Here is a 14216-nt window from a genome sequence, read left to right as displayed (position 1 = left end):
CAACTAGATTTATGGCTGACAGCTCTCACACCAATATATTCGGCGTCCATTCCGCTGCCCTTTAATTATTGGTGTAACACATTCTCTACAAGGAAGTGCCTCGCGATTGAACACCATAAACCGAACGCTTTCATAACTTCCCTTGGTTTTTGCAAGCGCGGTGGCCATGCTCGTGGGCACTGTATGCCCTCTTGTTTTATACGCTCGCTTACCTACCGCTATGGTTTGTTTGGCTAGGGCCTCTATTTGCTCTGAGGTTAACTGCTTAGGTTTGTAATCAGGATGCACCCCTGCGGCAAACAGTATTTCACTGCGCAAATAGTTACCGATACCCGCGACAAAGTGCTGGTCGAGATACAGCGCGCCTAAACTGCGATTGCAGAAGCGCGCTGAGAGAAGTCGTTTACTGAGGGTTTGCCACTTTAAATTCTCCTGCAGTATGTCAGGACCAATCTTTGTCAAAAATGGATGGGCGAGAAGCTCTTCAGGCTGATAAATACCGATATCGGATGCACTATAAAGCAATGCGCTCTTTTCCTTGGTGTGAAGCGCTAATCGCAGGGAACGCTTGGTAGCGGGTAACTCGCCTCTTTTTGCGGTCATCCAAACGCCATAAAGTTGATTATGAGAGTAAATAGAAAGCTGATTATCGAAATGAATAAGCATGGCCTTTCCTCTCGTCTCTACCTGCTCAACCCGTCGACCTTTTAGCTTAGCAGCGCCTTGCGTTAGATGAGGTAAGCCAACTTCTATATCTTCTATCTGTTGACCTTCGATAACCTTAGCAATTTTATCCGCAGCAAGGCGAATCTCAGGACCTTCTGGCATTTCACTAAACCCTTATGCGGATAACAATAAAACTTAATATTCTAATAACTTACGTTTGAAATCTGTGAAGGGATTTTATTTTTTTAGGAGTAGCTATTCACGCCGCCCTTAACGACGCAAAAGTAGGAGCTGAAATGGAAGACAAAAGTTACCATTTATTGCCACTTTCGTTTTACTGTCAGCGACGTGTAGAAGCGTTTTTCATACTACGTAATTCATGCATTACGATATTATGATTCGTTTGCATGTAAATCCAAAGCTTTACCATCACCTGAGCATTAACACTCAATACTAAACAAACTCCCCAAAAAAGTTCGCTGTTTTTGTCTGCGGTAAAAAAATGATAACCACAATAAAATAGCAGAACACTGAAAATAATAGCCATGGCATAGCCAAGCTTCATGATTATGGGGTGGTCAGAAGTAAACCCCATACGCAAATAGTTGATGAAACTGTTACTTTGCGTGTGATGCCGGTTCTCGTTTTCTACCCCATATATTTTTTTATCGCTATTTTTTTGATTTTTCATTTTACTGCCCCTTAGCTTTTTGTAAGATGTCGAAATTATCAGATGTACTGCATTACTGGCTTTTCTATTTCAAGAAATAACCACAACAACGTGCCTGCTCTACGGAGGCATTCTGTGACATAGCAAATTGATAAGAATAACGGCAAAAATAACGCTCCCATCTAACCAATGGTAAAGCAACGCAGTAAGTATTGCGGCTATCACAAGTACCAGTACCAAAAGACTTTTGAACTGATATAAAAAACGAAAAATAAAGTTAGGTAACTCGGCATAAACAACATTGTTTAGCCCAGATTACTCTTAACCTATGGCAACTTGCTCTGGCGCTCATCATTTTTTAGAGGAGCCTAATGCACTAAGCATCATTAACTGTTTTTTGATACCAGTGATTTTTACTTATTTTGTCTACAGTGCAATCCAGTTCGTTCTAACACTAATCTCGCTATCAATGCGTCAGATCAACATAAATGCCTCAAGCCCGCCTATACTCACCTACATTCGTTGCGTTCTTTGTTCGCTATCGCACAGAAGCGAAAATAAACAACGTTTACATTGCAATAAAAAATTCGTTTTCTCTGTATAAGCATGCAGATCAAACAACAAAAACAGCAAGTTAGCAAAGGAACGTATACTCATGATCAAATGCAACAACACGCTCTTATCTGCCCTCCTCAAAGTCTTACCCGATAACTGTGCAGCAAAACTAGAATTGGTCCCGCTTAAACTGGGTCAGGTGCTATACGAGTCAGGGGAAGCATTGCAGCATGTATATTTTCCTGTGGACGCCATCGTTTCTTTATTGTTTGAAATGTCTGACGGGGCCTCTGCCGAAATTTCAGTAGTCGGAAATGAGGGCATAGTCGGTGTAGCCGTATTTTTAGGCGGTGGTAGTACACCTAGCCGCGCGATTGTGCAAAGTGAAGGAAAAGCCTATCGGCTCCCCGCATTGTCTATAAAGCGAGCATTTAACCAAGACTCCAATGTTCGAGTACTTCTGCTGCGCTATACCCTTTCCCTCATAACCCAGATGTCACAAACTGCAGTGTGTAACCGACATCACACGATAGTGCAACAGCTCTGCCGTTGGATTTTGCTATCACTAGACCGTTTACCCAACAACAATTTAGTTATGACGCAAGAGCTCATAGCAAACATGTTGGGCGTTCGAAGGGAAGGCGTGACGGAAGCAGCGGGAAAACTCCAAAAAGCCGGCGTTATTACGTATAAACGGGGTCATATCAGGGTTATAAACCGCCCGAAATTAGAGAGTATGTGCTGTGAATGCTACCAAGTTGTTAAAGAGGAGTCTGATAGATTAGAAGCCTTTTCTATTAACTGTTAACAGCACAAATTGAACAGGCATTCGAACTTTTTTCCATGCTAAGCCCATTCAACCACGCGCTAGATGAAGCGCACGTTGCACAAGATGACGTTGAGCCTTACGTTGTGAGCGCAGACGTCTATTTAGCGCTGCCCCATTGCGGAAGAAGCGGGTAAACCTGGTACACAATTGTCGCAGGTTAAATGTATTACGCAGGGCTTTCCTCACTTTTAGGAATAGAAAAACGAGGGAAGTCATTGTAGATAGCACCACAGTTATCCTCACTGTGGGATCGCTTCAGCGTAACAATAGATATAGATAAAGCACACTACGTGGTAGAGGTTATAAAAGAAACATCACTTCACCACCAATATTGCGTTCCCAATGTTAGCTGGCGCCCATCATGTCAAAATTTTAATAAAAGATTAGGTTGACGTGGTCCAATTGAATTGACCAGTCCAGTTAAGAGTATAATATCAGCTTAACTGGAGAAAGAGATGCCTGAAAGAAAGCGTTACACCAAAGAATTTAAACTCGATGCGGTTAGTCTTGTGCTTGATCAAGGCCATAGCAGAACCGATGTTGCCAAAATGTTAGATGTTAACAATCAGATGATCAGTCGCTGGGTCAAGGAATACCAGCAAGATGATGATGGGCAAGCATTTAGGGGCAACGGTAAATTAACACCAGAGCAAGAAGAGATCCGTCGACTTAAAGCGCAGGTCAAACAGCTTGAAATGGAAAAGCGCATATTAAAGGAAGCGACGGTCTTTTTCGCCAAGGAAACGAAATAAAATATCGTTTCATCGCGCAACGTAAAAAGACCTATCCAGTCGATTTAATGTGTCGACTGTTGGGCGTGAATAGAAATGGCTTCTACCGGTATGTGAAGAAGCAGGAATGGCCGCAGACGCAGAAGGATAACGAAAAAGCTGAGATGCTCGAATGGATTGAAGCCATAGATGTTGCGAGTGAGCATACATACGGTAGCCGCAGAATGCAGCGAGCATTGAACTGTTTAGGTTATCCAGTAGGCCGACAGCAAACGCGGCAGTTAATGAAAGAAGCCAACGTAAAGGTTCGATACAAGAAGAAGTATAAAATCACCACCAATAGTGATCACGACAAGCCCGTATTCGACAATGTACTCAACCGTGAGTTTGACGTTAACGCACCGGACCAAGCGTATGTTTGCGATATTACCTACGTCTGGACACGTGAAGGTTGGTTGTATTTAGCCGTGGTTATTGATCTGTTCTCGCGGAAGGTTGTGGGCTGGAGTATGGGTTCACGAATGAAGGCCAAGCTTGTTTGCGATGCACTGACAATGGCGATTTGGCAACGTCGCCCGAAGCCAGGATTGATTGTTCATTCTGACAGAGGAAGTCAGTATGCAAGTGACCAGTATCGTCGATTATTGAAAGGCCATGGTTTTATTGGCAGCATGAGTCGAAAAGGCGACTGTTGGGATAATGCCGTGGTAGAGAGTTTCTTCGGTACACTGAAACAAGAACGTGTGCATTGGAAGTCATATCAAACCCGTCTCGAAGCACAGCAAGATATCTTGCAGTACATCGCGATGTTTTATAATCCGATGCGGTTACATTCATACTTAGGATATATGAGTCCGAATCAGTATGAAGTGGCAGCATTGAAACAGAAGAAAGTAGCTTAACTGGGTTGGTCAATTTTGGTTGACCACGTCAGGTAATGTGGTGCAGCGTACAGAGTTGCTAAATGCCGCGAGTATATTAGTGAAAGAATTTATACTTAAGGCTATATCTCATGACTCGATTTCACGTATTTTTCACTGTAGTCGTTTTAGCTACGCCGTTAGCAGGATGCAACCAACAAGCAAGCAATAGCGACAAAGTACCAAGCTCCACAACAACTGACGCGCCTTTAACACAAAAGGCTCCCTTAGCCTATCGGCAACAAGATTTGGCACAGGAGGTTCAAGGGACACTCAACACGTTGGGCATCAGTGTTGCCAATAACATAACCGTGAATGCGGTCAATAACGATGTTTCTCTTTCTGGCAGAGTAACGTCTGAAGAGCAAAAACAAATGGTGTTAAATGCTGTTCGAGAAATTGAGGGCATTAATGTCTGAATCAATCCGGGTTTGTCGGAGGCTAATTATCTTGAGAGAATTAGCCAATGAACAAAAGAGTAACGTATTCCCCAGAAGTCCGCGAGCGAGCAGTTCGCATGGTTTTGACCTCAGAGCATGAGCATCCTTCGAGATGGGCAGCTTTGGTGTCAGTTTCATCTAAAATCGGTTGCACGCCTGAGACGTTAAGGGCGTGGGTTAATAAAATGGAAGTAGACTCAGGTAAAAAGCCTGGTGTGACTTCTGATGCCAGCGCAAAGATAAAAGAGCTTGAAAGGGAGAATCGAGAGCTTAAACAAGCAAACGAAATCCTCAAGAAGGCAGCTGTATTTTTTGCGCAGGCGGAGCTCGACCGCAAACCGAAGAAATAGTCCAGTTTATTGATAAGCATCGAGCGTTGCATGGTGTCGAGCCGATCTGTCGTGTGTTACGGACCGCACCATCAACTTATTATCGCTGTAAAGCCATGGAAGCTGCGCCGGCACAGGGATGCCAGCGTTATCATATGGATGAAGCTTTAAAGCCTGAAATCATGAGAGTATGGCAAGAGAGTCGCCAATGTTATGGTGTCAGGAAAGTCTGGAAGCAATTAAAACGAGAAGGCTTTACTGTGGCTCGTTGCACTGTGGCGAGGCTGATGAAAGTCTTGGAAATTCAGGGCGTTCGTCGAGGACGCCGTTGTATTACCACGATTCCGGATGAGAGTGCGGCTAAGCCCTTGGATTTGGTCAATCGAGAGTTCACAGCACAACGCCCGAATCAGCTATGGGTCGCCGATATCACCTACGTGGCCACTTGGTCTGGTTTTGTCTACGTGGCTTTTGTCATTGACGTGTTCTCGCGAAAACTCGTTGGATGGCGTGTCATGAAAACCATGCAAACCCAACTGATTCTTGACGCGCTAGAGCAAGCATTATGGGCTCGTGGGAAGCCGAAAGGTGTTATTCATCACAGTGATCGTGGCAGCCAATATGTGTCTATCCGGTACTCTGAGAGATTATCTGAAGCTGGCTTCAGCGCCTCTGTCGGCAGTATTGGGGATTCTTATGACAATGCCTTGGCTGAAACCATAAACGGCTTATATAAAACTGAAGTCATCCATAAAGACGGCCCTTGGAAAGGGTTGGAGCAGGTCGAGCTAGCCACATTGGATTGGGTTGATTGGTTCAACAACAGAAGACTGTTGAGCTCTATCGGTGATATCCCACCACTGGAATATGAGGAAAACTATTATCGACAATTAGCCGAAGATACGGCAGCATGACTCAATCAAATCCGCCTCCGAATTTATCGGCGCGATTCACGGTCCCTTTTTCTCTTGAAAGGTGCGGTAATCAGTATCAAACTCTAGTCCAAAATTAAATGTATTAAGTAAACCAGCGACTTGTTCATTATTTGCTAATTTCCAGCCACCACCATCGTAACTTTGAGCTATTCCCGAAAGAGCCTGGTTTGGAGATAAGTTAATAGTTTTTGACCACTGCAACCATTCCAAGTTATCACTAGAAGAGATAATTCCTTTGTCAGTATCTAGCGAATAACCATTAATCGAAATAATACTCGCGCTAGTAGCTGCGTGAACACTAAAAAACAAAAAAGTAATTAAATAATATGGTCTTAACGACATACAACATCCATGTAAAAGATTAATTTGTCGTGAAGACTAAATCACTTAAGTAGCATTTACAATATACCGTTGACGTCGAATCAATCAAAATCATAAAAAATAGTCAGCAGTTTGAAAATCTTTTTAAGTTAAAAAATTAAGACTCTAAATTTTCTACAAAATTCGAAACTACACTTAACAGATTAGTACAATTATCATCCAAATTACCAAGTGAAATATTCTGTAAAAACCTTATTAGTGATGGCTATTATGGACTGTTTGGCAGGTGAATTAGTTTGGGTTGACGCTCAATAACAAAAGGGTGTATCGACTCCCAAGCTTTCAATTTTTGCATATTATCTAAATTAATTCGCATTGGTACTGTAGGCTGCCGACACTTCTCTTTCTCTTTTAACCGATTTTTTTCTAGTGGCTTATTTTCGGTAGACCAAAGATTATCTAACTTGATATTAATCATTTTAGTTTTTTCAGGCGAGTTGCTAAGCTGAACCGCACCTGCATAAAACTTTATTGTTGTTGAATGATTCGCGTGAGTGAGCTGTTTACAAAAATCTTCGACAGCGACCCCAGCATCATGAAACGTTTTTACTGCCGTATGTCGCAATTGCTTTGGAGGTATTGGCTCTTCAATGCCTGCATATTCTTGCAATCGATAGAATTCATTTCGGTATTCTTTTTCGGTGTAAGGGTTTCCCGTAGCAGGATTGATTACGAGTGGCGTGACATTCTGAAGCTCCACTTCGTTATTGTGGTTTAATACTTCAAGTTGTCTACTATTGTAACCTTGGGCATCATCTATTAAACGCTCCAAATAGAGTTTAGCTACACCGAATACGTCTACAACACTCAGACATTTATTGTATGCTTTTGGCTGTTTGAACTGTTCGAGAACAAGAGACCGGACTACATTAATCTTATAGTCGCCATTTTCGTCTCTTAACACATCTTCCAATGCAATAGCGCGAGCTTCACCGGAGCGTGTAGCAACCGACTTTGCAGTTAATAACGCTGAATCTCTTATAATGTGTAAGTTATGTTGCAACAACTCCTCATGGCTCAGCGCCTCTAGGGTCTGTAGATCATTTACTGAGAGTGTCTTTGTATCGTCAACTGTTTTTTCTTGTTGCTCGAATCGAGAGAGGTATTTCTTCAGCTTCTTGAAATCAACTGCGCCTTGGTTTACCAGCGTAATATTCATAAGCTTCGCTCTAGATATTATCTGCTCCAACATCCAAAGCGTTTCTTTAATCGTCTTCCAGCTTAGTGCAGTATTATCTAAATTGGATGTCAGCCACTTCTCTACATCGCAGTGACTGAGTCTCTCGAGAGGAATATGATTAAAATTCTTTACGAGGCGATTGAGAAGCGTTTTATACCCCTTGATAGTTGCTGGTTTTAAACCAACCACTTCTTTACTTAGATATTCTATACAAACATCTTCGATACGTATCTTGACAGAGTTTCGTCGCTCACTTTTTGATTTCTCAGCAACAAGCTCGCAATCGCTAACTGTTATTAGCTCTTGGGATTTTTTTGCCGAGAATGCGACTCCAGCAAACGTAGCATTTCCCAAGTTGATTCTTAACGGTTTGCCATTAACCCTTTTTGCAAATCGAATAAGCTTTCCATGAATACTTAAATTTACGCCCTGATGGAAGTTTATTAGAAGTTTGAGCACTTCTTTATCGAGTAAAGCATCACAGTTTTGTGCCAACCACGCAAAGTCTAACTCGCCGTTTGGGAGTAGACCATTTATTGTAGGTTGGCTATTGGGAAGCATCACTAAACGTCAGTTTTGGAAAAGGCTGAGACGCTACACGATGTGAAACATAGCTGGTTTAACGATGAATAATGAATACATATTACTGCTCTCTGAATACTAGGTTGAGAACAGTGTAAAGAAAAATCCATTTTCACCCTAAACTTATAGGCTTTTGAAAACGGTAAATTTATCTATATTTTTCAATTACTTATTACTATAAACAGAAATTCTTAAAAAAATAAATTTATTTTTTTTGCTTTATCAGAAGGATATTTATTACGAAGGGTGCCATCCATGGCGAGGACATAATCGTGTCATATCCAATCAAGTAGGCTTTCTAAAGTGCGAATTTTATAAAGTTAAATAAACCTCCAGAGAGCAGTAAGTAACAATTCACGGCCACTTTTAGATGTTGATGTATCTTTATAATATGCTCTCATACCAAATACTACTTTATGAAGACAAACAAGGTTCAGAAAAACAAAACCGAGATTTAGCGTAAAAAAAAACGAAGCGAGGCAAATACCGCTCAGCGTTCCCAGTATCAAGCATATGACTTGATTCGCTTCCAACTCACTCACCAATCACTCCAGCTATCATCAAACGAATGGTCCATGGAAGTATCACTAAAATCATTATCTAAAAACGTTGTCGTGGTGGCGTCATCAAAGCTGTCGGTGGTGACACTTAAAATACTCGAAGTTCCAATATCCATATCAGCTGCGACTGATTCATCAATTGAACTGCTCATTTGATGCAAGCCTTCCATTGGTTCTAAATCACTTCCAGTTGCTACTTTGTCACAGGAACCAAGTGGGTTGCCTCCAACATCAATCTTTGAATTACTATCGACGAACGATAGACCTGAACAAGAGTTGACCACGGGCAAAGTGCTGTCATCCATATCAGATGGTGGTTCCATAGCTTCTGATTGAGTAAAGTTAGCTGGGTTAGTAAAAGGCGTTATGCAAAAAAATTCTATCAACGACATTTTATTCTTCATTAAATTCTCCGTTAAGCAATTGACTACACTAGAAAATTTAATGAAATTGTGATACTTTTCAAATTCTTTGACTGCAACGTTCAGCAGCAAAAATTTGCCAGGTTCCTGCTTTTCCTTTTTCTATTTTGTTTATTTATCCATACAAACAAGGCAGAGCGCCGAGCATTGAAAACAATGCCAGCACTCTGGTTTTAATACACATCAGGTTTAACGCACTCACACTGCTATTTAGCTTAGAACCATATCGTTTCAGTCATTTTTAACGCCTCCAGATTTGAAAAAGTTTGCCGATTCATACTCAACCAAGCCAATATTTGTTATTGCAGTGTGAGTGCAGCTTGATCCGTATTAAGCTTTTAAATTTTCAAGTCATCTCTCCTAGGATTTCGAGAATCATCTTCAATCCATCAACTTGAGATTAGTGTGACATGTTTAGAAAAAATGTATAAACGTCGATTATGCTAGCTTCTGTCATCTCGCTGACGCTGGTTTTAATTCATTTGATTGAAAATCAATCTGCAAATTAATACACTTTTGAGACAGATTAATAAATCGCGGAGTCTCGTAACAACAAACACTCTAATAAGTTCAGTACGTCCTTCGTCTATTATATGGGCATTCTGTTTATTAGTGAGCGCAGTGCACTTTAGCTCACGCATGAATTGACTATGGATATTGCCGGATGGACACTTCTTTACTTCCCCCTTACCTTCCGTCATCCCACTGATTTAAAAAGTCAGCTAGAACATCACCGTGACAAGATTCAGGTTTACAAAAGCACCCTAGTCGCTTTCCAGCTAATTTATAAACTTCTTTTTTTTCTTTATATGGAAACTTTTCAAAATCGAAATCATATTTATATTTACGTATTACCTCTTCTCTATCATCCCCCTCTTCAAACATTGAATAAGGATTACCCCAGTATGACCCCCTCCCAATGTATTCATAGTTGGGTGTACTCTTTTGCGATTGATACTCGGTTTCATGCTTTATATTGATAACCCTAGTCAACTTTACTCTTATCAACCTGAACGGCTTATTATTTAAGGTTAATAAGTTTGTTTCTTCGGCAAACTCTTCGCCGTCATCAAAAATAATAGCGTGTGAAATGTCATTTAATCTCCAAGCATCCACCTTACAGCTAACGATATGACCGGAGCTTTCAGCACATATCTTTTGTATTAATTTGTTTGGATCATCGGTAAAAATAATTTCAACATTTCCTAGAGTTGAAGTGATTTTCTGTACCTTTCTTACGAATTTTGAATAGCAATTGAAAGGGCTTGGATAAAGTATTAGAACGCTGTTCATTAATATAAGTGTTTCACTGTTAATTCTAGGTTAGAGTGCTCGTTGAGGTACTGTATGACCAAACTCCGGTGGCATAAATGGGGTTCGTGTTCACTACAGAGTAAACAACCATTATCAAGCAGACTTGACGTTATCAACTTTTCAATATTTCTTTGGCTCATAAGATTTAAAAATTTGTCTTCATAGGCTATCCAAGGTATTTCGCCTTTTTTATAGGCACCAAGCATTTCCTTAGTGGGAGCTAACTCTGGCGAGTGTACATAATCAGCCCCACAAAGTTCTTTTAAGAAAAATTGAAGATCGTCTTTTTTCGCAAAGCCTGCTAGCTGCGAGACATTATTTAGTCTTACGTCAATAAGTGTCTTAACATCAGATTCTCGTAAGAAAGTAAAAAATGTTTCCGCATTTTTTTTTGTAAAGCCAATCGTATATAAGTTCATCACGTCTTCCTTAAAAAATAGTCGCAACTAATTTGAAGCAATTACCTTCATACTCTTCTCCTAAGCTAATGCAAAGTATCCCTTTTAAAGCGCTCGTATCTTGAAAAAGAGCGTCGAAACTGGGATCAGTTACAGGTAAGTCATACCCATAACCATTGTATGTAAAAGATGCTCTTCTTTTATTAAACGGACTGAGATATAAGCTTAATTTTGTCACTTGCACTAAATATAAGCTTTGAGAAATTTCTATTTGGCCGGATTCGATACTCGCATACCTTACCCTATCATCCTTCCCCCATAAATCTAATGGATGGTCTAAATAATTGACAATGTGATTACCGCCTAAGGTGAAGTTTTGTTGCCAAATACTGTCATCAATCAAGTAGTTTTCAGGTTGGTTTATCAGTGGCGCATGAGCCAAAAGACCGATAGTTACCTTTTGTAAAGGCTTTACGTTAAAAGTGCCGTGAGGGTTACGGCACTTAGCTTGGCTGTGTGTTAATTCCTTACCACAACGGTCCGACACAGGTCTTACCCAATGTTTTCCGTCCAATGTTTTTCCGGCAACACAATGCTGGCCGTGTTTAATAGAGTTTGCAAAAATTACTGTTTGTATCGATTGCTGGTTCATAAAAGACACTCTGAAGTTAATAACTCCTAAAGTAGTGCCAAAATCAAACCAGAAATAAAATCACCATGTAATTCAGATGGATAAACAAAAACAAACCATTCAATGGCTAGATAAAAGTTAAGATTAATTACTGAAAAGTAATGAATCTTAGCACGCAATTACGGATTGATGTTCAAGCTTACTGTTCTAAGGTATCCGTCCGGTGATCCCCACATTCAACTAGCAAATTAGCTGCGGCATGATATCCCTTTTAGTAGGAGTATGTCATGCGACAACCTCAACGCAGCCAGCATGAATGGCGACAACTATTCAAACAGCATCAACAGAGTGGTCTCTCGGCTGTCGAATTCTGCCGGCAACACCATATCAATATCCAAACCTTTTATGCCAGGCGCAGTGATATTCGCTTACAACACCGGCAAAGCAAATTTGTTCAGGTGAAACGCGAAGTCACGATGGTTGAACCCCGGGAATGTGCCGAGGCCGAACAGATAACGCTGGAGTATGGCGCGGGTCGACTCAGTTTACCCATTGCTGTAGAACCTCATTGGTTAGCGGCGTTGATGAAGGCGCTTAACGAATGAAGATGTTCGTCGAGCCTGCTGATATCTATCTGTACATGGACATTGTCGATTTCCGCAAGTCCATTAACGGGCTGATTGTGGTGGTTGAGCAACAAATGCAGCTCAGTCCGTTCCAAGATGCACTGTTTGTCTTCTGCAATAAAAAGCGCGATAAACTCAAAATCCTCTACTGGGATAAAACCGGCTTCGCGCTGTGGTATAAACGGTTGGAGAAGCATCGCTTTAAATGGCCGAATGATGCTGAGTTACCACACATGCATCTCAGTGAACAACAGTTGCAGTGGTTGCTATCCGGCTTTGACGTGATAGGTCATCAGCCCTTACATTACACCGCGTCCGGCTTATAACCTGTGATCATAACCAGCGATTATTGATCACGAAATAGTCTTAATAATGTCGGGTAATCAGTAGGTTATTGCATGATAATAACATCATGAATATTGATATCGATATCGAAAACTTACCTGACGACCCAGCAACACTGAAAAAGATGTTGTCGCAGGTTATGTCGCGTTATCAATACTTGGAAGAGCAGTTCCGTATTGCCCAGCATAAACAGTTCGGTAAAAGTACCGAGGGCCACCCTGGACAGGGGGAATTGTTTAATGAGGCGGAAGAGCTGGTTGCGGAGGTGGAAGCGCCCGAACAGGAAGCGATTAGCTATACGCGCAATAAACCCAAGCGTAAACCGCTTCCTCAAGATTTACCCCGCGAGGTTATCGTTCACGATATCCCTGAGGAAGAGAAAACGTGTGACTGCTGTGCAAGCGACTTGCACTGTATCGGTGAAGATAAGTCAGAGAAACTTCAGTTCATTCCTGCGCAGGTGAAAGTGATTGAGCATGTTCGCCCGAAGTATGCGTGCCGTACCTGTGACAAAGACGGAATTAGCAATAAGGTAAAGCAAGCGCCTGTGCCTCACAGTGTTATCCCAAAAGGTTATGCCACGCCAAGCTTGTTAAGCCAAATCATCACCAGCAAATATCAGTATGGGTTACCCCTTTATCGTCAAGAGGCGATGTTCAAACAGCACGGTATCGAACTCAGCCGCAAAACCATGGCGGACTGGATAATCCGCTGTGCTGAATTATTTAAGCCCCTCTACGACCAGCTTCATCAGCATCTGCTACAACAACCGGTTATCCAGGCGGATGAAACCACACTAAAGGTTGTCGATGCTGACAAAGCGACCAGTTACATGTGGCTGTATGCCACCGGTGCGGATTCGCCAGCAGGCAAGATACCGGACTCGGTTATCCCAAACATCGTCTTGTACGACTACCACAATAGTCGGGCTGGGCAATGTGCAGTGGACTTCCTTGCTGGCTACAACGGCTATCTGCAAGTGGATGGTTATCAGGGTTACGAGCAGACACAGGCCACATTAGTGGGCTGCTGGGCTCATGCACGCCGTAAGTTTATGGAAGCGAAGAAAGGCGCAGGTAAAAAAGGCAGCGGCAAAGCGGATTGGGCACTCAATCACATCCAAAAACTCTACCGCATAGAGACCCAGCTAAAAGATAAAACAGTGGAAGTGCGCTACCTCACCAGACAAGAAAAAAGCCTGCCGCTGCTAACTCAGTTCCATACATGGTTAGAGAAATCAGTTCAACAAGTGTTACCGAAAACCAAATTAGGTGAAGCGATACAATACTGCTTGAACCAATGGGAAAAGCTTGTACGTTACACACTCGATGGATTACTGAATATCGACAATAATCGCGCTGAGCGCGCGATTAAACCGTTCGTCATAGGAAGAAAAAACTGGCTGTTTAGCCAAACCGCCACAGGTGCAAACGCCAGTGCGGTGCTTTATAGCATCATTGAAACCGCAAAAGCTAACGACCTCAATGTGTTCGAGTATGTCATGACTTGCCTTGGCGAACTCAGCAATCACGACGCTAATATCGAGCAACTGCTACCATGGCAGTTTGCTAACCGCTAGGTGGGATCACCGGACGCTTACGTTCTAAGCACCGTGATATTTGGCTTCAGCGAACGAGCGGTAGTTTCGTTTAAGTCATACGCGAAGTGTCAAAAGACGAATAATACACCGAAGAGATGGGTA

16 protein-coding genes and 1 other annotated feature are annotated in these 14216 nt (G+C 41.9%); of the genes, 7 read left to right on the top strand and 9 right to left on the bottom strand.

Annotated features, from left to right (window positions below; all coding sequences use genetic code 11):
- Window positions 1-9: 9 nt before the first annotated feature.
- The 3 genes from nei to ACOJR9_RS06460 form a co-directional block, all read right to left on the bottom strand.
- Window positions 10-828, bottom strand: a complete 819-nt coding sequence (gene nei / locus ACOJR9_RS06470; RefSeq protein WP_420935499.1) for an endonuclease VIII — start codon at window positions 826-828, stop codon at window positions 10-12.
- 178 nt (window positions 829-1006) lie between these two features.
- On the bottom strand, window positions 1007-1357 hold the full coding sequence (locus tag ACOJR9_RS06465; protein ID WP_420935498.1) for a DUF6768 family protein: 351 nt from the start codon (window positions 1355-1357) through the stop codon (window positions 1007-1009).
- 99 nt (window positions 1358-1456) lie between these two features.
- Complete coding sequence (locus ACOJR9_RS06460) at window positions 1457-1609, bottom strand: hypothetical protein (protein ID WP_420936075.1); 153 nt, start codon at window positions 1607-1609, stop codon at window positions 1457-1459.
- 382 nt (window positions 1610-1991) lie between these two features.
- On the opposite strand from ACOJR9_RS06460, the gene ACOJR9_RS06455 reads away from it, so the two are divergent.
- The 4 genes from ACOJR9_RS06455 (at window position 1992) to ACOJR9_RS06440 (ending at window position 6054) form a co-directional block, all read left to right on the top strand.
- Window positions 1992-2699 (top strand): Crp/Fnr family transcriptional regulator, encoded by a 708-nt coding sequence (locus tag ACOJR9_RS06455; RefSeq protein WP_420935497.1) that lies wholly within the window; start codon window positions 1992-1994, stop codon window positions 2697-2699.
- 476 nt (window positions 2700-3175) lie between these two features.
- Window positions 3176-4353 (top strand): IS3 family transposase gene (locus ACOJR9_RS06450; RefSeq protein WP_420933767.1). Its coding sequence is split into 2 segments (ribosomal slippage): window positions 3176-3425 and window positions 3425-4353, totalling 1179 coding nucleotides; the frame shifts between segments, so codons are not numbered across the junction.
- A 110-nt stretch (window positions 4354-4463) separates the two neighbouring features.
- Window positions 4464-4790, top strand: a complete 327-nt coding sequence (locus ACOJR9_RS06445) for a BON domain-containing protein (RefSeq protein ID WP_420935496.1) — start codon at window positions 4464-4466, stop codon at window positions 4788-4790.
- A 47-nt stretch (window positions 4791-4837) separates the two neighbouring features.
- Window positions 4838-6054 (top strand): IS3 family transposase gene (locus ACOJR9_RS06440; protein ID WP_420935495.1). Its coding sequence is split into 2 segments (ribosomal slippage): window positions 4838-5108 and window positions 5108-6054, totalling 1218 coding nucleotides; the frame shifts between segments, so codons are not numbered across the junction.
- Window positions 5116-5232: a sequence feature (AL1L pseudoknot), on the top strand. (Overlaps the previous gene by 117 nt.)
- Before the next feature lie 36 nt (window positions 6055-6090).
- Here the strand turns inward: ACOJR9_RS06440 and ACOJR9_RS06435 are convergent.
- The 6 genes from ACOJR9_RS06435 to ACOJR9_RS06410 form a co-directional block, all read right to left on the bottom strand.
- Window positions 6091-6417, bottom strand: a complete 327-nt coding sequence (locus ACOJR9_RS06435; RefSeq protein ID WP_420935494.1) for a hypothetical protein — start codon at window positions 6415-6417, stop codon at window positions 6091-6093.
- Window positions 6418-6664: 247 nt separating this feature from the next.
- Window positions 6665-8197 (bottom strand): tyrosine-type recombinase/integrase, encoded by a 1533-nt coding sequence (locus ACOJR9_RS06430; protein ID WP_420936074.1) that lies wholly within the window; start codon window positions 8195-8197, stop codon window positions 6665-6667.
- Between the two features lie 559 nt (window positions 8198-8756).
- Window positions 8757-9182 (bottom strand): hypothetical protein, encoded by a 426-nt coding sequence (locus tag ACOJR9_RS06425; RefSeq protein ID WP_420935493.1) that lies wholly within the window; start codon window positions 9180-9182, stop codon window positions 8757-8759.
- Window positions 9183-9887: 705 nt separating this feature from the next.
- Window positions 9888-10493, bottom strand: coding sequence for a DUF4326 domain-containing protein (locus ACOJR9_RS06420; protein ID WP_420935492.1), 606 nt, complete (start codon window positions 10491-10493; stop codon window positions 9888-9890).
- Window positions 10493-10933: a DUF488 family protein gene (locus ACOJR9_RS06415; RefSeq protein ID WP_420936073.1), complete on the bottom strand. Its 441-nt coding sequence runs from the start codon at window positions 10931-10933 to the stop codon at window positions 10493-10495. The genes ACOJR9_RS06420 and ACOJR9_RS06415 overlap by 1 nt, the downstream gene beginning before the upstream one ends.
- Window positions 10934-10943: 10 nt before the next feature.
- Window positions 10944-11564, bottom strand: coding sequence for a dual OB domain-containing protein (locus tag ACOJR9_RS06410; RefSeq protein ID WP_420935491.1), 621 nt, complete (start codon window positions 11562-11564; stop codon window positions 10944-10946).
- A gap of 266 nt (window positions 11565-11830) precedes the next feature.
- On the opposite strand from ACOJR9_RS06410, the gene tnpA reads away from it, so the two are divergent.
- The 3 genes from tnpA to tnpC all read left to right on the top strand — a co-directional run bounded on the left by tnpA (window position 11831) and on the right by tnpC (window position 14093).
- Window positions 11831-12148 carry an IS66 family insertion sequence element accessory protein TnpA gene (gene tnpA / locus ACOJR9_RS06405; protein ID WP_420933667.1) on the top strand — a complete coding sequence of 106 codons (318 nt, stop codon included), beginning with the start codon at window positions 11831-11833 and terminating at the stop codon, window positions 12146-12148.
- A complete protein-coding gene (tnpB, locus tag ACOJR9_RS06400) occupies window positions 12145-12495 on the top strand; it encodes an IS66 family insertion sequence element accessory protein TnpB (RefSeq protein ID WP_420933666.1) in 351 nt (116 codons plus the stop codon). Before tnpA ends, tnpB begins: the two co-directional genes overlap by 4 nt.
- Before the next feature lie 143 nt (window positions 12496-12638).
- Window positions 12639-14093 (top strand): IS66 family transposase, encoded by a 1455-nt coding sequence (tnpC, locus tag ACOJR9_RS06395; RefSeq protein WP_420936072.1) that lies wholly within the window; start codon window positions 12639-12641, stop codon window positions 14091-14093.
- Window positions 14094-14216 lie beyond the last annotated feature (123 nt).

Source organism: Alteromonas ulvae, from assembly GCF_048987005.1.
Lineage (GTDB): Bacteria > Pseudomonadota > Gammaproteobacteria > Enterobacterales > Alteromonadaceae > Alteromonas.
This window is presented reverse-complemented; position numbering and strand designations above follow the sequence as displayed.